Below are 20,588 nucleotides of genomic sequence, written 5' to 3'. Positions count from 1 at the left end.
AGCGGATCAACTAAACTGGTCAAACAAAGGTGAGTAGTTGACTAAACCGTGGATCTCTTCAACATTGCCATTCTCTAACGCATAAAGCTGAAATGTGTCTTCTGTATCAGGCCATTTGCAATGCAAGCCTTGAGATTTAGCAGGAATAAAACCCGATGCTTGATAGTATGTTGGATCTCCCAACACTACAACTGCGCCATACCCAAATTCATTTAGGCTATCTAGCCCTTCATTAATCAGTTGGCGTCCAATACCTTGGTTTTGGAACTCTGGTGCAACAGCAAGTGGCGCAAGTCCAACCCACTGACAATCTATTCCATCAACATCAACTGGTGTAAAACCGATATAGCCAACTAATTGGCCTTCATCGCTAATAGCCACCATACCTAATGTTAATAGACCTTCTTCACGTAAATGCCCAACTAAATCAGCTTCAGCGCTTGTCGGAAATACTTGGCGTAAAAGGCTATCAATAGCAGGAATATCAACGGGAATTTCAACACGTATTAGCATGAAGTTGAGCTCAGTTCATGGCTGTGTATTTTGTCTTCAGTTTCTTCTTGAAGTCCACTTTTTACAAATTCAGCCAGTTGTAATAAACCAAAACGCAACACAGATGGCATTGAGTCTAATTCAATTGCATCCATCAGGTTCTTAACATATAACCCGAGTTCTGTATCACCCTCAATTTGTAGACGACGTTGGAAAAATAAGGTGTCAGGATCTTCTTTGCGAGCTGCAATTAAAATAAGATCATTCGCATTACCACTAAAGCTGACATCTTCTTTTTCTAAGCGACTAACCACTAATTTATCATCACGAACACTGATAAACCACTGTAAATGTAAGTCTCTTATCTCAACTTTTAGCCATTTATCTTCTAAAAAGTGTAAATCACCTTCAGCAAGGGATTCACGAAACTGCCAACTTAAAAACTGTTCTAAAATATCGCGTTGCAAAGCGAATGGGGTTACTTGTAAAGGGTAACGTAAAAAACGAGGCCCCTCTTTTACCAAATGGGTACGAATTTTATTAAACACTTTCGGACTCCTATAAATAAATTTAGGGGCTATTGTGCCAGAGATAAACAGATATTCTGCGATCCTATATCAATATTCCGTTAATCCATTGCTCACATTTTGAGTTCTTTAATTTTACTTAAGTAAAAAACAAACTTCTCTGCCCTAAATCAAAACCTTTTTTTATCTTGTTTATTACAATTTCCGATCATTCTTAATTTCTAAAGGGAAGTGAAGATGGAATTGCTGTGCCCTGCAGGTAATTTACCTGCCTTAAAAGCAGCCATAGATAATGGTGCGGATGCCGTTTATATCGGCTTAAAAGATGATACGAATGCAAGACATTTTGCAGGTTTGAATTTTACAGAAAAGAAGTTACAAGAAGCCGTTAATTATGTTCATCGCCACCAGCGAAAATTGCATATTGCGATAAACACTTTTGCTCACCCTAATGGATTTGAACGCTGGCAAAAAGCCGTTGATATGGCTGCATCTTTGGGGGCTGACGCACTTATTTTGGCAGATATCGCGATGCTAGAGTATGCAGCTGAGCATTATCCTCATATTGAACGCCATGTTTCTGTACAGGCCTCAGCAACTAATACACAAGCAATTGAGTTTTATCGACGCAATTTTGATGTTGCACGTATTGTTCTTCCTCGTGTTCTATCTATTCATCAAGTTAAACAATTAGCACAAACTAGCCCAGTACCTTTAGAAGTTTTTGCCTTTGGTAGCCTATGTATTATGGCGGAAGGTCGATGCTATCTTTCTTCCTACTTAACAGGTGAATCACCCAATACGGTAGGCGCTTGCTCTCCAGCGCGTTTTGTACGCTGGCAAGAAACACCACAAGGGATGGAATCTCGCCTTAATGATGTGCTAATAGACCGCTATGCGCCTGATGAAAATGCAGGCTATCCAACACTGTGTAAGGGGCGATATTTTGTTGATGACCATTGTTATCATGCATTAGAAGAACCCACTAGCCTAAATACCCTTTCACTACTACCTGAATTAATGGCAATGAATATTGCCTCTGTCAAAATTGAAGGTCGTCAGCGTAGTCCTGCTTATGTCACTGAAGTCGCAAGAGTTTGGCGAACGGCGATTGATCAATGTAAGAAAGATCCCCAAGGCTTTAGCACAGATCCTCGTTGGATGAATGCGTTAGGAAAAATTTCAGAAGGAACACAAACAACGTTGGGTGCTTATCACCGTAAATGGCAATAATAAGGATAAGAAAATGAAATATGCATTAGGCTCTGTACTTTATTATTGGCCAAAAGCCACGCTAGAAACATTTTATGAAAAAGCAAAACAATGTGATGCGGATATTATCTATTTAGGTGAAACCGTTTGCAGTAAGCGTCGAGAAACTAAGCCTCAAGATTGGATAAATCTGGCAAAAGAAGTCGCTAAAAGTGGTAAGCAAGTGGTTCTTTCTACCTTAGCATTATTACAAGCGCCTTCTGAATTAAAAGAAATTGCTAAGTTAGTTGATAACGGCGAATTCTTAGTTGAAGCCCATGATTTTGGCGTTATCAATATGCTTTACGAGCGTCATCTACCTTTCATTGCGGGTCATGGACTAAATTGCTACAACGCTTACGCACTGCGTTTATTGCATAAACAAGGCATGATGCGTTGGTGTATGCCAGTAGAGCTTTCTCGTGAATGGCTAAGCAATCTTTTAAACCAATGTGAAATATTGGGTATTAGAGATAAATTTGAAGTTGAAGTGCTGGCTTATGGCCACCTTCCTTTAGCGTATTCAGCACGTTGTTTTACAGCTCGTTCTGAAAATCGCGCTAAAGATGATTGCGAAACCTGCTGTCAAAAATACCCTCAAGGCCGTGAGGTATTATCACAGGAAAATCAGCAAGTGTTTGTGCTCAATGGTATTCAAACGCAAAGTGGCTATTGTTATAACTTGGGTAACGATCAAACCTCAATGGCAGGGTTAGTGGATATTATTCGCTTATCGCCTGAGTCTGATGCTATTTTTGATACCTTGCAACAATTTCGCCAAAATGAACAAGGCCAACAACCACTGACCACAGTTCATCACCATGACTGTAATGGCTATTGGCGTAAGTTAGCCGGGTTGGAGTTAGTGGAATAAAAATATTTTAGCACATCATAATATGATTAAATAAAAAGCCCATATGGGCTTTTTATTTTGACTCACCGCGATGATGCAACCAATGTTTAAACTGATGCGTAATATGCCTTAACTCCCCATTGCGTAACATACCCACCAGCACACCTAACACTGTATAAATCACGCCTAAAACCAGCATCATCACAATATCACCCAATATACTTTGGAATGACAACCCCATTTGATTTATCCCTGCCATGGCGTTTACAGCCCATGTAGAAGGTAATGCGGATGAAATAGCAAACACCCAATCCGGCATTGCTTGCAATGGCCAGATCGTGCCAGAAATATAGAACACTGGCGTCGTCACAAAAGCTAGTGTCAGGTAAATCATCTCAACGCTGCGCAAGCATTCTGTAATTAATTTACCTAATCCTAAAACTGCCAATAAGAATGGAAATGTCAACATCCAGACTTGGTAAAGAGGAGCTTCTTGACGATACCCTAATACCCAAGGCCATAATGCGAAGAAGACAGCCGACAAAAATAACCAAATCGGAATAAGTGCAGATAAGGCCCCTAAATAAACAGCTAGCGGCGGCTTTCCTTTCGGCGTACTTCTCACTGCAATACTGACACGCACGCAAGCAATTAAAAGGGAGTGTTGCAATAACATCACTAATAATCCAGGGAAAATAATTGCGGCAAAACTTACCCCTGGGTTATACATCGCAATGGTTTCACCTTGGATAGGCTTTAACAGAATTTTCGATTGCTCAATACTGAATCCGGCATTTTGTAAAATACGGCCATTGTAAGAATCTAATAACTGTTGATAAGCCAACATCAATTCCTGCTGAATTTGTCCACTGGCAAGACGGTTTGTGGCATCACCAAAGACAGGAACCGTGACATCTTTACCATTCAGTAATTTTTTCTCAAAATCAGTTGGCACAATAATGATGGCAAAGAGCTCACGCATAATCATATCGTGGCGTGCTTCATCTAAATTATCATAATTTTTAATGCTTAATTTTGGTGTCGAGTTTAATGCCCGAATAAGTGAATAACTTGCAGGACTGTGATCTTGATTAATCACTGCAACAGGCAGATCCCATAAAACAGGTTTGGCATAAACTAAACTCATCACACATAGCGAAACAATTAACAACATCCACATAGGTTTTTCTAACATCCCCAGTAGAACGCGCTTAAAAGTTTGAAAATACATTTGCATCATGCAACACCTACCTGTAATTCCAATCGTTTAAAAATACGTTTGCGAACTAAGAAGGCAATAGCAAAAGGATAAATCAGCAAGAGTGAACAAACATATAAAATACCTTGTAGTGATACTTCTCTTAAGAAGATATCAAACATCGCATTTAAGGCATGAGTTAATGGCTCTAGATTAGAAATAATCTGAGCAGGTAAGATCATTGAAAGTTCAGGTACAGCCATGCCTGAAAATGCCAAAGCGATACTCACTAACATACCTATCATACTGTATGCAGTGATCGCACTATTGGTAAACGCAAAGAGTAACAGTCCAACACTTTGAGCTGCAATAATATAGAAGAACCCAACCAACACCATATATAGCGGATTGCCATTTACCTTAGCACCTGAAAAATGCACTAATGCTGCTAATTCAACAATTAATAAGGTTAAGAAAAACAGTGTATAGGGTGTCAGCTTACCAATAAGTGCAAACGTAAAAGGCTTAATATTCAGTAGCATATTACCGCGTGACAACGAATAAATAGTACAAGTCACGACAAATAATTGAAGCATATGAATAGTAGCAGCAAATTGCTGATAATAAATATAACTACCACTGGCATTAAATAAGCTGTCATAAGAGAGTGTCACTTTTGCTAATGGTGGTACGGGTTTATTCATCTCTTGCGCTAATACAGTACGGTATTGCGCATTAAGCTCTGCAATTAATCCACTAAAGTCCTGTATTGCATAACTCCCTGCCGCATAATACAACCCGTTATAATACATTCGTGTTGTCGGTTGCTTTCCTGCTAATACGTTACTTTCAAAATGGCGTGGTATCGTGAGTATCGCATAATCTTTTGCGCTACCGAGTCGTTCCATTGCTGTTCGAGGATTACCGTCTAGTGTATTTAATTGCGCATGAGAGCCCGCATTTAAGTCGCGGATCAGCGTTCTCGATAATGGACTATTATCATTATTGATCACTGAAACTGGCAAATTCAGCAATGTACCTTCAGAAAAGTTAGCACTAATTAACGTGAACAACATCAATGGAAATAGCCAGCTTAGCCAGTGAAAAACGGGACTACGAACTGCCATATGAGTTTCTCGTGAAAATGCGCTACTAAAGCCACGCCAAGCTGCTTTTACTCTCATTATTCGCCCTTATTTATCCCAGCGCCATAACGCACTCATACCAGGACGTAGCCCTTCAATAGGCGTCACAGGATACAGTCGAATTTCAAACGTTTTTAAATCGAAATCACCCGTTGCTCTTGTGGCTCTTTTTGTTGCGTAATCCCCCATTGGGGCGATATAGCGAATTTCAGCTTCGACTTCTTTATTGCCTAATGCAGGAACCATGATAGTAATACGATCACCTTTGCGAATATCCGCTAAGATATCTTCACGAAGGTTATAAACAAAATAGGCATCAGGAATACGAATAAGGGTAGCAAGCGGACTATTAGCATTAAAAAGTTCACCTATTTCCGCAGGAATAGGCCCAACTTCACCCTCAACGGGGGCTTTGACTTGTAAATCGTCTTGTTGGATCTTCAGCTCAATAAGCTGTTGTTCTGCTTGTTGTACTGCTGCTGTGTATTTATGACGTAATTCAATGCGATCACCATTTTTGGCTTCATCCAATTCTGCTTGTGCTGCTCTTACTCGCTGTGATGCAACATCACGGCTACGGCGTGCATTATCTAGTTCTGTTGCAGAGACATAACCTTGATTAGCGACAGCACTAATACGCTGATAATCTCGTGAAGCATTACTTGCTTCTACTTTAGCTTGGGATAACACCGCTTCTAAATTACGAATACTTTCTTCTCTTGTGCCATGCAACGACAAATCTAATTGTGCTTGTGCTTGTGCTTTGGCCGCTTCCAGAGCCGCAACTTGTGCGTTGAGTTCAGGGCTTTCTAAAGTGATCATTAATTGCCCTGCTTTGACATCATCACCGCGCTCTATATGGCGCTCAATAACGCGACCTTTCGCTTTTGAGGCAACAATCACTTCTGGTGCATCAACTTCTCCTTGCAATAATAAATATTGATTATGCGCGCGGAAAAGTACGGCTAATGCAATTAGTATTAGCATTAATAAAATAAGATAAATGGCTCTTTTTTTCATATAACGATTAGACCTTAATAGTGAAGTAGAACACTCACTGACAGAGTTATATTACACAATAACTCAGAATTTCTTTAAGAGTTTTGTGCGCCAGATCACTGAAGCGAAGGAATATTTTCTTTGAAAGCGCGATTAAGTTACTCTTATATCAAACTTTATCGCCTAATTAATAGCCCCGTTTTATCTGAGCTTTTTATATAAATCAGGTAGAAAAGAGAACGGTACTCTACACCTATGTATGAATTTGATCTTATTTTGCTGTTATTACAGCAAATGTGCGTTTATTTAATTATTGCATGGTTTTTAAGCAAAACGCCTTTATTTACGCCCCTATTACAGGTCACGATAAAGCTTCCCCATAAGTTAATGTGCTACGTTATTTTCTCTATTTTTTGCATTATGGGGACCTATTTCGGGTTACATATTAATGATTCTATTGCTAATACACGCGCGATTGGGTCAGTTCTAGGTGGCTTGCTTGGTGGCCCATATGTCGGCTTCCTTGTTGGCTTCACTGGTGGCCTACACCGTTATTCTCTTGGTGGTATGACTGCATTCAGCTGTATGGTTTCAACTATTGCAGAAGGATTAATAGGTGGATTAGTTCACCGTTATTATGTCAAACGCGGTCAAATGCATCGCATATTTAATCCGTGGACTGCAGCATCTGTGACATTCTTTGCCGAGATCATACAGATGAGCATCATCTTATTATTAGCGCGCCCATTTAATGAAGCTCTTGCCTTAGTTAAAGATATTGCAGCGCCGATGATTGTTGCAAACACCATTGGTGCGGCAATGTTTATTCGAATATTACAAGATAGACGGGCAATATTTGAAAAATACACCAGCGCTTTCTCAGCACAAGCATTAAAAATTGCCGTTTGCACAGAAGGCATTTTGCGTAAAGGATTTAATCAAGATAATAGTACTCGAGTGGCGAAAGTCATTTATCAAGAGTTAAGAGTCAGTGCTGTTGCTATTACTGATAGAGAAAAACTGCTCGCCTTTATTGGTATTGGTGCTGATCACCATTTACCAGGAACCCCCATTTCATCAGAACAATCGAAACAAGCCATTAATAATAATGAAGTTGTCTATGCAGACGGTAATGAAACCCCCTACCGTTGCACACTTTCCCCTCATTGCAAACTCGGCTCCACTTTGGTTATTCCGTTAAGAGGTGAAAATAACCAAGTCATTGGAACAATAAAACTTTATGAAGCTAAAAATCGCCTTTTTAGTTCAATTAATCGTACGTTAGGAGAAGGGATTGCCAGTTTATTGTCTGCACAAATTCTGGCCGGACAATATGAACGAAATAAGCAATCACTTTTAGAGTCAGAGATTAAACTCCTACACGCGCAAGTTAATCCACATTTTCTTTTTAATGCGTTAAATACCCTACAAGCAGTTATTCGCCGCGATAGTGAACAAGCAAAACAATTAGTACAATTTCTCTCCGCATTCTTTCGTAAAAATTTAAAAAGACCTGAAGCGGTTGTGACATTAAGTGATGAAATAGAGCATGTAACAGCTTATTTACAAATCGAAAAAGCCCGTTTTCAAGATCGTTTACAGATTGATATTCACATACCTGAAACCTTAGCTAATGCACGCTTACCTGCTTTCTCGCTTCAGCCGATGGTCGAAAATGCAATTAAACATGGAACATCACAGTTATTAGACACAGGAAAGATTACAATTAGAGCGCACCAAGAGCACCATCTGATCATTATTGAAATCTGTGATAACGCAGGGCTTTATCAACCTCAATGCCCTTCTCACGAATTAGGATTAGGCATGAGGCTGGTGGATAAGCGATTAAAATTACGCTATGGCGAGCTTTATGGTGTTTTAGTCGAGTGCCAAGCTGATGAATATACAAAGGTGAAAATTTGCTTACCTCTAGAAAAAAGTATGGATAACGTTACATAACAATGAATATATTAATCGTTGATGATGAGCCTCTGGCCCGTGAGAATTTACGTTGCTTACTTGAAGTTGAAAAGGATATTCATATTGTTGGTGAATGCAGTAATGCTATTGAAGCCATAGGAGAAATACATCGTAAAAAACCTGACGTTGTTTTTCTTGATATTCAAATGCCCCGCATTACTGGACTTGAAATGGTCACAATGCTTGATCCTGAACATCGGCCTTATATTGTTTTTTTAACCGCATTTGAAGAATATGCGATCCAAGCCTTTGAAGAACACGCATTTGATTATTTACTTAAGCCCTTAGAGCAAGAGCGCCTCACAAAAACATTAAACCGCTTACGCCAAGGTAATAAGCAAAATATTGATTTATTAACCCCTCCAGAAGAGCGTTTAAAATGCATTCCATGTACTGGACATAGTCGGATTTGGTTAATGCCAATTGATGAAGCTATCTTTGCTACATCAAGACTTAGTGGTGTTTATGTCACGAATAATCAAGGACAAGAAGGGTTTACTGAATTAACACTACGTACATTAGAAACACGAACACAATTAGTTCGCTGTCACCGGCAATATTTAGTGAATATGGATTATGTTAATGAGATTATTTTTGGTGATAATGGACAAGCTGAATTGATATTACATAATAACAGCCAAATTCCTGTTAGCCGTCGATATCTAAAACCATTAAAAGAAGCAATTGGTTTAAGCTAAATCTTTATGAGAAAAGAGAAAGAGGATGGAACCTATTTATATTAAAATTTATAAAAACCACATCAAAATTCGTGATCTTCACAGCCAAAAAGAAGCATCAGTACAGCGTGATTTTTCTCATAGTCGAATGTTAATTGGAGATTTTTACCCTGCTATTGAAGCCATTCGTATCGCGCTTAAGGATCTCGGTATTCATCCATCCTCCTTTTTTTGTAAAAAAAGAAATGTGATTATTCACCCTTTGGAAAAAACAGAAAATGGGTTATCAAAGGTGGAAATTCGCTTATTTAACGAAATGATTGTGGCTGGGTTTAATCGTAAATATAAGAAAATAGTGATCAGTGAAAAACTCACACCGCTTATAGATGCAGAGGTAATTGAACTAATTAAAAACACCTAATAATAAAAATGCCATAAATAGAATAATACTATTAATGATGATTGTTTTTTAATCAATCTTCATTACATAAAATGCAGATAATGACATCCTTCTATTATCTGCATTTGTTTATTATAAAGAGTCTTATTTTTAAACGATATTCTAACTATTACTTATCATCTGAATACGCTTAGCTAATATTGTTGCACAAATAAAACCGAGAAAACTAAAAGCAACCATAATACTAAATACATAATTATATCCCTGAATACCCTCAAAATTATCTAATAATGAGCCATAAAGGGCATAAGCGAACATGGAAGGCATATAACCAATAATACACCCAAAGGCCATTGCAGAACCCGCATATTGTCTTGGCGTTCCAATTTCATCCATGGGTGCAAAGAAAATAGCTCTTTGTGAAAAAATAATGGCACCAAAACCTAATGTTGCAGCCATTCCCAAATATACATTCATTGAATCATGAGGCAACATAATGAAAATGCTCATTGCAATCGCAGATAATAAGAATGTCCACTTCAAATATATTGTTGGTGATTTTGCAACTTTATCAGCTAAAAATCCCCCTAATGGTCCCCCTACCATTTTTAGTGCATATTGATTAATAATACCGTAAGCACCAATGAGAGCTATTGGTAGTGCGTAAATGTCTTTTAAAAAAGGAATAAAATAAGTTAACCCACAATAAGCGGAATAGACAAAAAAGATACTCATTGATGCTAACCATAAGTTGGGACATTTTATGACATTTTTAATCCCTTCCAAAACTTGGCGATTAGCCTCGCTTGCTGAAGATGTTTCCTTCTTATCATCATTATCCACAATAAAATATGTAATTATACCTACCATTATTGTAGCAAGAGTATAATAAATTAATCCCGCTTGCATACCTGTTTTACCTTCACCAAATAAAACAAATATATAAAGAGCCCCCGAAGCGACGAGAACATCAACAACCCCACGCCCTGCTTCTAAAAAGCCAAACATGCGTCCTTGTTCTTCTTTATTTCCTAATAATCGTACCGATTTTAATAAAACCGGCCAATAAATAACTTCACCGAAAAATGCCATGACTCCAAATGCAATTAAATAGCCAGTAAAAGGAGGCAAGGTACTTAAATAAGCACCACATAGACCTACACCAATTAATCCTGCAGGCAATAAAATTTTCTTAGAGAAACGATCGGCAATATACAATGATGAAAATAATCCGATTGTTTGAATAATTGCATAAATAGTGAAGCCAAAACCAATCTGTGTATTAGATAACCCCCAATCATGTTGCATTGGTACATAAAATACATCTTTCATACTGGATAGTTTGAATATAGTTCCACCACCCAAAATAAGAAAACATAATTTAGTCCACTTGTTCATAATAATATTTCCTATTTTTTATAAGCAATGGCTTCTATTTCAATTAGAACATCTTTAGGTAAGCGAGAAACCTCAACACATGAACGAGCTGGATATTTTCCTGATGAGAAAAAAGAAGAATAAATATTATTAAAAACAGGAAAAGTTTCTATATTTTTAATAAAACATGTCGTTTTAACGACATCATTCATTGTTGCACCTGCTTCTTCTAAAATAGCTTTTAAATTATTCATAGCTCTTAGTGTTTGTGTTTCAATATCATTTCCCATAACAGAACCATCATTAGGATTAAATGGGCAACAACCTGAAATATAAATATGATTCTCAATTTTAATTGCTTGTGAATAAGGGCCAATGGCTTCTGGTGCTGATGTAGTATTAATAATCATGAAATAACTCCAATATTTGATAAAGATGTTTATATATTAATAACAATATTTTTTTCTTAATTTCTTTAATTCATTAACAGAAACTTGCACACAGCGATCTTGTGCCTCCATTAATGTTTCTAATGCCATGCGAGAAATTTTTGCTGGATAATAATATTCCAATGGTTTAATTAGCTTAGAATCAAAAGGAGGTGATTTAACTTCAAAACTTCCACTGAATTCAAATACTCCTCCCGTCCCTTTATCTCTAGCAAAATGAGATGTATATGGAAAACAGTTTTCTAAGTTAATACGTGTTACAGGCGAATGTTCAACTAATAAGCGAAAACATTCATCGATATTAATGCTCCCTTCACCAAGAGGCATTCCTGTAATCACTGGCGTTTCATCATGGTATGTAACAATATGATCTTTAAAATGGGTACTGTATGTATAAGGTGCCAGCTTACTCACTGTTACTATGGGATCTTCCCACGCCATCATGCCATTACCAATATCACAATGTGCACCCACCCAAGTAGAATCAATATTTTTTACAATATTCACTATTTCATCGGCGGTCTCATCTTCATGATTTTCTATTGCAAGACGTACACGATACTTTTTTAATAATGGAACAATAGACTTAATATCTTGAATAATTTTAGGATATTGTTTCGGATTATATTGTCCACGGCGGAACATATAAGTACGTATAACATCAGCACCAATACCTCGAGCAATATCAATTGCTTTTGTTAAAGCTTCTGGTGTTGTAAAGCGAGTGTCTAATTCACAGTAAAGATTTTTATCTTCAATTGCCTGGCGTATTTTGGCCAAATACTCAGGATTATCACTTGTTAATACACCAAATTCTGGATGTAACCCTTCATCAGGTATGATGTTTAATTCGACCCCATCTAACCCTAATTCAGCTGCTTTATTTATAAAATCAAAAACATCCATTACACCTTGTTGAAAAAATAGGTGGTATGACTCTGTTTCAATACCTAGCTTCATAATCTTTTCCTCGAATTTCTATGCCGTGTATTTAGCCATATTAGGGAAATAAAGTATGTGCTTAGGATCATAAAACTTAACTAAGTATAAAAATATTTTACTCAGTGTAATAAAAGTATACAAAGTATGGATTTAGATAACTTTTAACGTTAGAATTACTTAACTGTAATGATGGGTAAAATTTATTATGGACCTTCCTACAAACCAAAAAATTACTGAAGAAGATCGGTATTTACTTCATTCTTATATTCCTTTTCTTGATAATCTGGGGCAATTTTTAGGTGATTATTGTGAAATAGTGCTACATAGTTTTGAGGATTTACGCCACTCTGTTATCCATATAGTTAATGGGCATGTTACTGGCCGTAGCTTAGGCGCCCCCGTTACTAACATTGCCTTAGAGAAACTCTCAAAATTCAATCGAACAGATCAAATGTGGGAGGTTTATTTCAATACCAAAAGTGTTCGCCCCTTTAAATCATCATCAACCTTAATTGTTAATAATGCAGGTACACCCATTGGTATGATTTGTATGAATTTTGCTCTTGACATGCCATTAAATGCATTAATAGATAGTTTTACTGATACGAATAATTTAAAACATGAAAATTTCTCACAAGATGTGAATAATCTTGTACAAAACCATCTAGAGCCAATTAAGAAAAGAGTTTATGGAAATAAAAATATTCCAAGTAAATATAAGAACTTAGAGATAATTAAAGAATTAGATGAAAGTGGACTTTTTGAATTTTCAGCAACACATAAAATAGTGTCTACCGAGTTAGGTATAAGTTCAGCAACAATTTATAAGCATTTAAGAAATCTAAATAAGAAATAATAAAATTTACTTATCATGACTGCTTCTGATATAGGTTGATAACTTTTTTCATGTTGTCATCGAGGTGATGACTAAATCTCCTCATCGCGTCAACCATCAATAAGGCTGGTCATTACTATAAAAAAAGAAGCCAGTCCACTTTTTGTGGGCTGGCTTTTATCAATTCAACTTGAAATCAAATGAATCTCAAGTTTCTTATTGGTTATGAGAGCTACTACGACGACGCGGAGTCCCTTCGTTACTACGACCACGGAAATTGCTACGCTCACCACCACGATCGTTATTACCACGACGTTGTGGTTGATCACCATTGTTAAAACGACGACCGCCTTGTGGTTGACCATCACGGCGAGAGTTATTACGACGCTCACGGAAAGGCTGAGATTGAGCGTCTCCCACTAATTGCATATTCAGTGGTTTATTCATGATACGTGTACGAGTAAAGTGGCCTAATAAGTCCGTTGGCATACCTTTTGGTAACTCGATAGTTGAGTGAGAACCATATAATTTGATATTACCAATATAACGGCTACTAATATCACCTTCGTTAGCAATTGCGCCCACGATATGACGAACTTCAACACCATCATCACGACCCACTTCAATACGGTATAAATCCATCTCACCAGCATCACGACGTTCACGGCGAGGAGAGCGCTCACGATCATTATCACGACGACGATCATCACGATCGTTAAACTCACGACGAGGACGACGAACTGGATCTGGTGGTAGGATAAGCGCACGCTCACCTTGAGCCATTTTCAGCAATACCGCAGCTAGTGTTTCCATATCTAACGCTTCTTCACCTTGTGGCGCTAATTTAGGCAACAGAGCACGATATTGATCAAGGTTGCTCGTTTCTAATTGCTGAGCGATTTGCTGTGCAAATTTTTCCTGACGACGTTGGCTGATAAGTTCTGCATTTGGCAGTTCTACTTCAGGAATAGTCATCTTCATTGTACGTTCGATATTACGCAGTAAACGGCGCTCACGGTTATCAACGAATAAAATGGCACGGCCAGCACGTCCAGCACGTCCCGTACGGCCAATACGGTGAACATAAGATTCTGAATCCATTGGGATATCGTAGTTCACAACAAGGCTGATACGGTCAACGTCAAGACCACGAGCGGCAACGTCAGTCGCGATTAAAATATCTAAACGACCATTTTTCAGACGCTCTAGCGTTTGCTCACGCAATGATTGATTCATGTCACCATTTAATGCTGCGCTGTTATAACCATTGCGTTCTAATGCTTCTGCAACTTCTAATGTTGCATTTTTAGTACGAACGAAAATAATCGCTGCATCAAAATCTTCCGCTTCTAAGAAACGAATTAATGCTTCATTTTTACGCGCACCAAATGTCATCCAATAGCTTTGGCTGATATCTGGACGTGTCGTTACGCTGCTTTGAATACGAACTTCTTTAGGGTCATTCATGAAGCGACGTGTAATACGACGAATAGCTTCTGGCATTGTCGCAGAGAACAGTGCAGTTTGGTGTTCTGCTGGGATCTTACTTAAGATATTTTCAACATCTTCAATAAAGCCCATACGTAACATTTCATCAGCTTCATCTAAGACTAAACCTTTCAGTTTAGATAAATCTAATGTGCCACGATTTAAATGATCTAATAAACGACCTGGTGTCCCTACAACGACTTGTGGTCCTTGGCGTAATGCACGTAATTGAACGTCATAACGCTGACCACCATACAGTGCAACGACATTTACTTTTGGTAAATGCTTAGAAAAATCTTCAATGGCTTCAGCAACCTGAACTGCAAGTTCACGAGTAGGTGCTAAAACTAAAATTTGTGGTGCTTTTAATGATTCATCAAGATTGTGTAATAACGGCAGGCTAAATGCAGCGGTTTTACCACTACCGGTCTGTGCCATACCTAAAACATCATTGCCGTTTAAAAGGAAAGGAATACATTGTTGCTGAATTGGAGAAGGCTTCTCGTAGCCTAAGTCATTCAGTGCAGTCAAAATTGGTGCTGATAAACCTAGATCAGCAAAAGTCATATCGGTTTCAGTAGTCATGTCACTGTGCCTCATTCATTATGGCAGCCAGTTGACATAACATACCGCATGGTTTGTCGGTCTTTATCATCTAAAATGTGAACTGGCTCAAATTATATTATTAAACGAACAAACAAGCCCTCATCCTATGTAGATGATGGCTTTCAAACTGATCAGAGAAATGTTCGTCAGCTATTGCTGGTCCGATTCCGCTAGGTCTTCTTGTTGGCCTAACAGCGCTAATTCCAACAATGCGTAGCGGTGCTCAACAAAGTTATGTGCATTGTTGGCAACCGTCAGCTTGAATAACGCTTCTGCGCTATCCATGTCCCCCAGACTTAGGTAATACTTACCTAAATAGAAGTTAGTTTCACTAAGATGCTCAGCGAGCGAAGTGTTATCGGTTGAGGCTTCACGTAGTCTTAACATTAACGCTTTTTCATTAATGTTGCCTAAATAAAACTCAACTATATTCCATCCCCATTGCCCCGTTTTATCCGCCTGCTGGTATCGCTGTTTTAGCTGTTGTTTAGCCAAATCAGCGTTTATCTCTTTTTCGACAAGATATAACCAAAGCGAACGAATGGGGTCATTTGGATCGACCTGATAAAACGCCTGCAGATCATCCTGCGCCAATTTCAATCGGCCACCGTAGTATAAAGCGATACCACGATTAAAACGCGCATTATTGTAAGTTGGATCAAGCTCTAAAACAGAATCAAACGCTTCATAAGCAGCATCATAGTTCGCCGCTTGCGTAAAATAGATACCTAGAAAATTAAAAATTTCTAGCATATCTGGTCTTATTGAGAGCGCCATTGAAAAATCATTGCGCGCTAAAGCTCGTAAACCGAGACTATCATACAGCACACCACGCTCATATAAAAGCTGTGCGTATTCATCTTCGGTTAATGAGCGACTCGCAAGAATTTGTTCTATGCGAGCCAATATCACTTCTTGTTGTAAAGAAGGTTGTAATGGAGTGGCGAAAATCGCATTCTGACGCCATTCTGGACTAGTGCTGCATCCGGAAATAAAGATGAAAACAGCAATAGAACAACCGCGCAGAAATGTTTTCATTTCTCACTCCCAAAGTCAGACCTTTCAACAAAAAGCGTTCTGGACGTCCTACTTGTCAGTCATAATAAGTCTCTACCGATACTTATGTCTAGATATCGGTAGTAGAATATCATTAATTCGCAGAATCTTCAGAAGAAGTTTCAGTTGCTTCCTGCTGATTAGCTTGAGCTTCTTTCATGCTTAAGCGAATACGGCCTTGACGGTCAATTTCCAGCACTTTAACTGGAACTTCTTGACCCATTTCCAAGTAATCACTCACTTTCTCAACACGTTTATCTGCGATTTGAGAAATATGAACCAGACCTTCTTTACCGCCACCGATAGCAACAAAAGCACCGAAATCGACAATACGAGTTACTTTACCATTGTAAATACGGCCCACTTCAACTTCAGCAGTGATTTCTTCGATACGAGCAATTGCCATTTTAGCTTGCTCATTGCTTGTTGCCGCAATCTTCACAGTACCATCATCTTCGATTTCGATAGTTGTGCCCGTTTCTTCCGTTAATGCACGGATTACTGAACCACCTTTACCGATAACGTCTTTGATTTTGTCTGAATTAATTTTGATAGTGTGAATACGCGGTGCGAACTCAGAAATATCAGCACGAGGTTGGCTAATTGCATCTTCCATAACACCTAAAATATGCAGACGTGCGCTTTTCGCTTGGTTTAACGCAACTTGCATGATTTCACGTGTGATACCTTCGATTTTGATATCCATTTGTAATGCGCTGACACCATTACGACTACCTGCAACTTTAAAGTCCATATCGCCTAAATGGTCTTCATCACCCAGAATATCTGAAAGAACAACAAAGTTATCGCCTTCTTTTACCAGACCCATTGCAATACCAGCAACAGATTCTTTAATTGGTACACCTGCATCCATCAGTGCTAAAGAAGCACCACATACAGACGCCATTGAAGATGAACCATTTGATTCAGTGATTTCAGAAACCACGCGAACAGTATATGGGAATTCTTCGATAGTCGGCATTACCGCTAACACACCACGTTTTGCTAAACGACCATGGCCAATTTCGCGACGTTTTGGTGAGCCCATCATGCCTGTTTCACCAACAGAGTATGGAGGGAAATTATAATGCAATAAGAAGGTGTCAGTGTGCTCGCCCATGATGTCATCAATAGTTTGAGCATCACGTGCAGTACCTAATGTCGCAGTCACTAAAGCCTGTGTTTCACCACGTGTAAACAATGCTGAACCATGAGTACGTGGTAATAAACCTGTACGGATATCTAGTGCACGTACCATGTCCTTTTCACGACCATCGATACGAGGTTCGCCCGCCAATACACGAGCACGAACGATGTTTTTCTCAAGACCTGAGAAAATTTCGCTGATTTCAGCTTCATCTAAAGTTTCATCTTCAGCCACTAATGTCGCGATAACTTCATCGCGGATAGCTTCGATTTGTTCATAACGCTCTTGCTTTTCAGTAATACGGTATGCATCACCAATACGTGCTTGCGCTAATTGTGCAATACGATCGTGTAAAGTTTGGTTGATAGCTTCCGGCGCCCAATCCCATTTTTCTTTACCAACTTCTGCAACTAATGCATTGATATTTTCAATCACAACTTGTTGTTGTTCATGACCAAATACCACTGCACCTAACATTTCTTCTTCTGATAATAAATCAGCTTCTGATTCAACCATCAGTACTGCACCCGCAGTACCCGCAACCACTAAGTCTAATTTACTGACTTTTAACTCATCAACGGTTGGGTTCAGAACATATTGACCATCGATAAAACCAACACGAGCACCACCGATAGGGCCATTAAATGGAACACCTGACAGTGCTAATACCGCAGAAGCACCAATCATTGCAACGATATCTGGGTTAACTTGTGGGTTAACAGAAACAACGGTAGCAACGATTTGAATTTCGTTTAAGAAGCCTTCTGGGAATAATGGACGTAAAGGGCGGTCAATGAGACGTGCAATTAACGTTTCGCCTTCACCAGGACGTCCTTCACGACGGAAGAAACTACCTGGAATACGACCAGCCGCGTATGAACGCTCTTGATAGTTCACTGTTAATGGGAAGAAATCTTGTCCAGCTTTAACTTTTTTCTTTGCAACAACAGTAACAAAAACAGCTGTGCCGTCCATGTCAACCATAACAGCAGCTGTTGCTTGACGAGCCATCATACCCGTTTCAATTGAAACCGTATGTTGACCGTATTGAAATTTACGAACTGTAGGATTCAGCAAAATAATATCCTTTATCTTATTGTCGCCAGATGCTTAGCGACGATGAATGATCTTTTCTCCGCTACGTCCCCTCGCGACTAATGAAAATATTTACCACTAAAACATAAACACTTTCATTAGCCGCGCGAATTGTCGTAACTAGAGAGATGAAATAACAATCACCACATTAAAACATAACGACTAATATTAAAAATAGCACTTTCTAGTAGAAAAGGGGCCAACTGGCCCCTTTTCACTGAAACTCGATTGATTAGCGACGCAGACCTAAACGTGCAATCAGTGCAGAGTAACGAGCAACATCTTTACGTTTCAGATAGTCCAGCAGATTACGACGGCTGGAAACTTTACGTAGCAGACCACGACGGCTGTGGTGATCTTTTTTGTGCTCTGAAAAGTGACCTTGCAGGTGGTTGATTTCTGCAGTCAGCAGTGCAATCTGAACTTCGCTTGAGCCAGTATCGTTAGCATCACGACCAAATTCAGCAACGATTTGTGCTTTCGCTTCAGTACTTAGAGACATAATAAACTCCAATTTAATTAAAATTTTTAGGGCAGCCAATCTCTAATTCAGCTACCCAGCTCAGCCACCTAAACAGATAGCCGCATTATTCTACGCTTCAAACACTTTTAGCGCAAGATTGCTATTAAGTGTTATCTTGGGCGTTATACTCAACAACGATTCTTTTCGGAGCAACTAACCCCTCTTTAATGATAGCAAGGCCGATAAATTTTTCTTCATTGCCTTCTGTCACCCTGACCCATTCGCCTTCATTAATATCATGATTAACACGAACAGGCTGGCCTAGCTTTAGGTAGCCTGCAATCACCGTAGTGAGATTAATAACAGGGAAATGTGCAACCGCCGTATCCATTGGCAATAGCAAAGCATCAAGTGCCAAGAAAGGATCTTCTTGTGCAGTTTGCGCATTATCTATCATCATGCTTAGCTGATCTAATGTGACCATCCGTTCTTTCGGATAATCAGCAACCTCTAATCGGCGTAAGAAAATAACGTGAGCACCACATTGTAATTTCTCACCCAGATCATCAATAATTGTGCGAATATAAGTCCCTTTAGAACAATGAATTTCCAGCTCTAACTCATTGCCTTCCCAGCGAATAAACTGGAGTTCATAAACGGTGATAGGCCTAGCTTCTCGCTCAATTTCAATACCTTGTCTTGCATATTCATAGAGCGGTTTACCGTGATGCTTTAAGGCAGAGTACATTGAAGGAACTTGCAATGTTTCACCACGAAAGCTCTCTAAAGCATCGTCTAAAGCTTGCTGTGTAAATTGCACTGGGCGCTCTTGGATAACTTCACCCTGTGCATCAGAAGTATCCGTTCGTTGACCTAAGCGGGCAATAACACGATAACGCTTATCCGAATCCAATAGAAACTGTGAAAACTTCGTCGCTTCACCTAAACAAATAGGTAGCATACCTGTTGCTAAAGGATCCAATGCCCCCGTATGCCCTGCCTTACTGGCATTAAACATACGACGGACTTTTTGGAGTGCATCGTTAGAGGAAATATCTTGGGGTTTATCGAGTAGCAATACGCCGTTAATCTCACGCCCCTTACGACGACGCCCCATTATTCTTCCTCTTTATGACGGCGCTCTTCGTCGTTTTTAACGACATTAGACACTAAATTGGACATACGCATCCCCTCAACTAATGAGTTGTCATAAGCAAATGTCAATTCAGGTACAATACGTAAGCGCATTGCTTTACCTAATAATGAACGAATAAAACCAGCAGCCTCATTCAATGCGGTTAAACCATTAGCAACCATATCTTCTTCGCTTTCATCACCACCAGATAAGTTTAAAAAAGTAACGAATACCTTGGCGTAAGCCAAATCACGAGAAATTTCGACGCCCGATACAGTGGCCATTCCGATACGAGGATCTTTCACTTCACGTTGTAGAATGATGGCGATTTCTTTTTGCATTTCCTGAGAAACACGCTGACTACGGCTAAAATCTCTTGCCATTTTATCTCTCCCTAACAATAGGGGATTGCCCTTATTGTCACTGTTAATTCAGATCTAAAATCAATGATATCTAAAGAGTATACATGAAGT

20 protein-coding genes are annotated in these 20,588 nt (G+C 39.0%); 6 read left to right on the top strand and 14 right to left on the bottom strand.

Annotated features, from left to right (window positions below):
- Nucleotides 1–6: 6 nt before the first annotated feature.
- The gene (locus GWI97_RS07710; protein WP_036939299.1) at nucleotides 7–513 is read right to left on the bottom strand and encodes a GNAT family N-acetyltransferase; all 507 of its coding nucleotides are present in this window, start codon (nucleotides 511–513) and stop codon (nucleotides 7–9) included.
- Nucleotides 507–1,040: a ubiquinone anaerobic biosynthesis accessory factor UbiT gene (gene ubiT, locus GWI97_RS07705; RefSeq protein WP_036939302.1), complete on the bottom strand. Its 534-nt coding sequence runs from the start codon at nucleotides 1,038–1,040 to the stop codon at nucleotides 507–509. The genes GWI97_RS07710 and ubiT overlap by 7 nt, the downstream gene beginning before the upstream one ends.
- Before the next feature lie 216 nt (nucleotides 1,041–1,256).
- On the opposite strand from ubiT, the gene ubiU reads away from it, so the two are divergent.
- Both ubiU and GWI97_RS07695 read left to right on the top strand, forming a co-directional pair.
- The gene (gene ubiU / locus GWI97_RS07700; protein ID WP_036939304.1) at nucleotides 1,257–2,252 is read left to right on the top strand and encodes a ubiquinone anaerobic biosynthesis protein UbiU; all 996 of its coding nucleotides are present in this window, start codon (nucleotides 1,257–1,259) and stop codon (nucleotides 2,250–2,252) included.
- Nucleotides 2,253–2,265: 13 nt separating this feature from the next.
- The gene (locus tag GWI97_RS07695; RefSeq protein WP_036939307.1) at nucleotides 2,266–3,144 is read left to right on the top strand and encodes a U32 family peptidase; all 879 of its coding nucleotides are present in this window, start codon (nucleotides 2,266–2,268) and stop codon (nucleotides 3,142–3,144) included.
- A 52-nt stretch (nucleotides 3,145–3,196) separates the two neighbouring features.
- On the opposite strand, the gene GWI97_RS07690 is transcribed toward GWI97_RS07695, so the two are convergent.
- The 3 genes from GWI97_RS07690 to GWI97_RS07680 are packed head-to-tail and all read right to left on the bottom strand — an operon-like array spanning nucleotide 3,197 to nucleotide 6,486.
- Entirely contained in the window at nucleotides 3,197–4,360 is a 1,164-nt protein-coding gene (locus GWI97_RS07690; protein WP_087803764.1) for an ABC transporter permease, read from the bottom strand.
- Nucleotides 4,360–5,505, bottom strand: coding sequence for an ABC transporter permease (locus GWI97_RS07685; protein WP_036939313.1), 1,146 nt, complete (start codon nucleotides 5,503–5,505; stop codon nucleotides 4,360–4,362). Before GWI97_RS07685 ends, GWI97_RS07690 begins: the two co-directional genes overlap by 1 nt.
- Before the next feature lie 9 nt (nucleotides 5,506–5,514).
- Entirely contained in the window at nucleotides 5,515–6,486 is a 972-nt protein-coding gene (locus tag GWI97_RS07680; RefSeq protein WP_036939314.1) for an HlyD family secretion protein, read from the bottom strand.
- Nucleotides 6,487–6,720: 234 nt separating this feature from the next.
- Here GWI97_RS07680 and GWI97_RS07675 point away from each other — a divergent pair, with 234 nt between their 5' ends.
- From GWI97_RS07675 to GWI97_RS07665, 3 genes are read left to right on the top strand one after another with little or no spacing between them, the layout of a single operon-like run.
- A complete protein-coding gene (locus GWI97_RS07675) occupies nucleotides 6,721–8,424 on the top strand; it encodes a sensor histidine kinase (protein WP_036939317.1) in 1,704 nt (567 codons plus the stop codon).
- Between the two features lie 2 nt (nucleotides 8,425–8,426).
- Nucleotides 8,427–9,143 carry a two-component system response regulator BtsR gene (gene btsR, locus GWI97_RS07670; RefSeq protein ID WP_036939320.1) on the top strand — a complete coding sequence of 239 codons (717 nt, stop codon included), beginning with the start codon at nucleotides 8,427–8,429 and terminating at the stop codon, nucleotides 9,141–9,143.
- 25 nt (nucleotides 9,144–9,168) lie between these two features.
- Nucleotides 9,169–9,543, top strand: a complete 375-nt coding sequence (locus tag GWI97_RS07665) for a YjaA family stress response protein (protein ID WP_036939322.1) — start codon at nucleotides 9,169–9,171, stop codon at nucleotides 9,541–9,543.
- A gap of 141 nt (nucleotides 9,544–9,684) precedes the next feature.
- On the opposite strand, the gene GWI97_RS07660 is transcribed toward GWI97_RS07665, so the two are convergent.
- Genes GWI97_RS07660 through GWI97_RS07650 form a run of 3 tightly spaced genes read right to left on the bottom strand, consistent with a single transcriptional unit; the run spans nucleotide 9,685 to nucleotide 12,308 of the window.
- Nucleotides 9,685–10,920 carry an MFS transporter gene (locus GWI97_RS07660; RefSeq protein WP_036939323.1) on the bottom strand — a complete coding sequence of 412 codons (1,236 nt, stop codon included), beginning with the start codon at nucleotides 10,918–10,920 and terminating at the stop codon, nucleotides 9,685–9,687.
- Between the two features lie 11 nt (nucleotides 10,921–10,931).
- The gene (locus GWI97_RS07655; protein WP_036939326.1) at nucleotides 10,932–11,309 is read right to left on the bottom strand and encodes a RidA family protein; all 378 of its coding nucleotides are present in this window, start codon (nucleotides 11,307–11,309) and stop codon (nucleotides 10,932–10,934) included.
- Nucleotides 11,310–11,345: 36 nt separating this feature from the next.
- Nucleotides 11,346–12,308, bottom strand: a complete 963-nt coding sequence (locus GWI97_RS07650; protein ID WP_036939327.1) for a sugar phosphate isomerase/epimerase family protein — start codon at nucleotides 12,306–12,308, stop codon at nucleotides 11,346–11,348.
- 187 nt (nucleotides 12,309–12,495) lie between these two features.
- Here GWI97_RS07650 and GWI97_RS07645 point away from each other — a divergent pair, with 187 nt between their 5' ends.
- On the top strand, nucleotides 12,496–13,146 hold the full coding sequence (locus tag GWI97_RS07645; RefSeq protein ID WP_036939330.1) for a helix-turn-helix transcriptional regulator: 651 nt from the start codon (nucleotides 12,496–12,498) through the stop codon (nucleotides 13,144–13,146).
- Nucleotides 13,147–13,341: 195 nt separating this feature from the next.
- On the opposite strand, the gene GWI97_RS07640 is transcribed toward GWI97_RS07645, so the two are convergent.
- The 6 genes from GWI97_RS07640 to rbfA all read right to left on the bottom strand — a co-directional run bounded on the left by GWI97_RS07640 (nucleotide 13,342) and on the right by rbfA (nucleotide 20,498).
- Complete coding sequence (locus GWI97_RS07640) at nucleotides 13,342–15,198, bottom strand: DEAD/DEAH family ATP-dependent RNA helicase (protein WP_036939333.1); 1,857 nt, start codon at nucleotides 15,196–15,198, stop codon at nucleotides 13,342–13,344.
- Between the two features lie 171 nt (nucleotides 15,199–15,369).
- Nucleotides 15,370–16,257 carry a lipoprotein NlpI gene (gene nlpI, locus GWI97_RS07635; RefSeq protein ID WP_036939335.1) on the bottom strand — a complete coding sequence of 296 codons (888 nt, stop codon included), beginning with the start codon at nucleotides 16,255–16,257 and terminating at the stop codon, nucleotides 15,370–15,372.
- Nucleotides 16,258–16,369: 112 nt separating this feature from the next.
- Nucleotides 16,370–18,499 carry a polyribonucleotide nucleotidyltransferase gene (gene pnp / locus GWI97_RS07630; protein ID WP_036939338.1) on the bottom strand — a complete coding sequence of 710 codons (2,130 nt, stop codon included), beginning with the start codon at nucleotides 18,497–18,499 and terminating at the stop codon, nucleotides 16,370–16,372.
- Nucleotides 18,500–18,749: 250 nt separating this feature from the next.
- Nucleotides 18,750–19,019 (bottom strand): 30S ribosomal protein S15, encoded by a 270-nt coding sequence (rpsO, locus tag GWI97_RS07625; RefSeq protein WP_036939341.1) that lies wholly within the window; start codon nucleotides 19,017–19,019, stop codon nucleotides 18,750–18,752.
- A 124-nt stretch (nucleotides 19,020–19,143) separates the two neighbouring features.
- Nucleotides 19,144–20,097 (bottom strand): tRNA pseudouridine(55) synthase TruB, encoded by a 954-nt coding sequence (truB, locus tag GWI97_RS07620; protein ID WP_036939342.1) that lies wholly within the window; start codon nucleotides 20,095–20,097, stop codon nucleotides 19,144–19,146.
- A complete protein-coding gene (gene rbfA, locus GWI97_RS07615) occupies nucleotides 20,097–20,498 on the bottom strand; it encodes a 30S ribosome-binding factor RbfA (protein ID WP_036939345.1) in 402 nt (133 codons plus the stop codon). Before rbfA ends, truB begins: the two co-directional genes overlap by 1 nt.
- Nucleotides 20,499–20,588: the final 90 nt, after the last annotated feature.

The organism is Proteus sp. G2300 (assembly GCF_009915965.1).
Lineage (GTDB): Bacteria > Pseudomonadota > Gammaproteobacteria > Enterobacterales > Enterobacteriaceae > Proteus > Proteus vulgaris.
The sequence above is the reverse complement of the archived record's forward strand: the minus strand, read 5'-3'. Positions and strand labels throughout refer to the sequence as shown.

Coding starts and splice junctions, on each gene's coding strand:
- GWI97_RS07710 (WP_036939299.1), bottom strand. CDS start 513: ATGCTAATACGTGTTGAAATTCCCGTTGATATTCCTGCTATTGATAGC.
- ubiU (WP_036939304.1), top strand. CDS start 1,257: ATGGAATTGCTGTGCCCTGCAGGTAATTTACCTGCCTTAAAAGCAGCC.
- GWI97_RS07695 (WP_036939307.1), top strand. CDS start 2,266: ATGAAATATGCATTAGGCTCTGTACTTTATTATTGGCCAAAAGCCACG.
- GWI97_RS07690 (WP_087803764.1), bottom strand. CDS start 4,360: ATGCAAATGTATTTTCAAACTTTTAAGCGCGTTCTACTGGGGATGTTA.
- GWI97_RS07685 (WP_036939313.1), bottom strand. CDS start 5,505: ATGAGAGTAAAAGCAGCTTGGCGTGGCTTTAGTAGCGCATTTTCACGA.
- GWI97_RS07680 (WP_036939314.1), bottom strand. CDS start 6,486: ATGAAAAAAAGAGCCATTTATCTTATTTTATTAATGCTAATACTAATT.
- GWI97_RS07675 (WP_036939317.1), top strand. CDS start 6,721: ATGTATGAATTTGATCTTATTTTGCTGTTATTACAGCAAATGTGCGTT.
- btsR (WP_036939320.1), top strand. CDS start 8,427: ATGAATATATTAATCGTTGATGATGAGCCTCTGGCCCGTGAGAATTTA.
- GWI97_RS07665 (WP_036939322.1), top strand. CDS start 9,169: ATGGAACCTATTTATATTAAAATTTATAAAAACCACATCAAAATTCGT.
- GWI97_RS07660 (WP_036939323.1), bottom strand. CDS start 10,920: ATGAACAAGTGGACTAAATTATGTTTTCTTATTTTGGGTGGTGGAACT.
- GWI97_RS07655 (WP_036939326.1), bottom strand. CDS start 11,309: ATGATTATTAATACTACATCAGCACCAGAAGCCATTGGCCCTTATTCA.
- GWI97_RS07650 (WP_036939327.1), bottom strand. CDS start 12,308: ATGAAGCTAGGTATTGAAACAGAGTCATACCACCTATTTTTTCAACAA.
- GWI97_RS07645 (WP_036939330.1), top strand. CDS start 12,496: ATGGACCTTCCTACAAACCAAAAAATTACTGAAGAAGATCGGTATTTA.
- GWI97_RS07640 (WP_036939333.1), bottom strand. CDS start 15,198: ATGACTACTGAAACCGATATGACTTTTGCTGATCTAGGTTTATCAGCA.
- nlpI (WP_036939335.1), bottom strand. CDS start 16,257: ATGAAAACATTTCTGCGCGGTTGTTCTATTGCTGTTTTCATCTTTATT.
- rpsO (WP_036939341.1), bottom strand. CDS start 19,019: ATGTCTCTAAGTACTGAAGCGAAAGCACAAATCGTTGCTGAATTTGGT.
- truB (WP_036939342.1), bottom strand. CDS start 20,097: ATGGGGCGTCGTCGTAAGGGGCGTGAGATTAACGGCGTATTGCTACTC.
- rbfA (WP_036939345.1), bottom strand. CDS start 20,498: ATGGCAAGAGATTTTAGCCGTAGTCAGCGTGTTTCTCAGGAAATGCAA.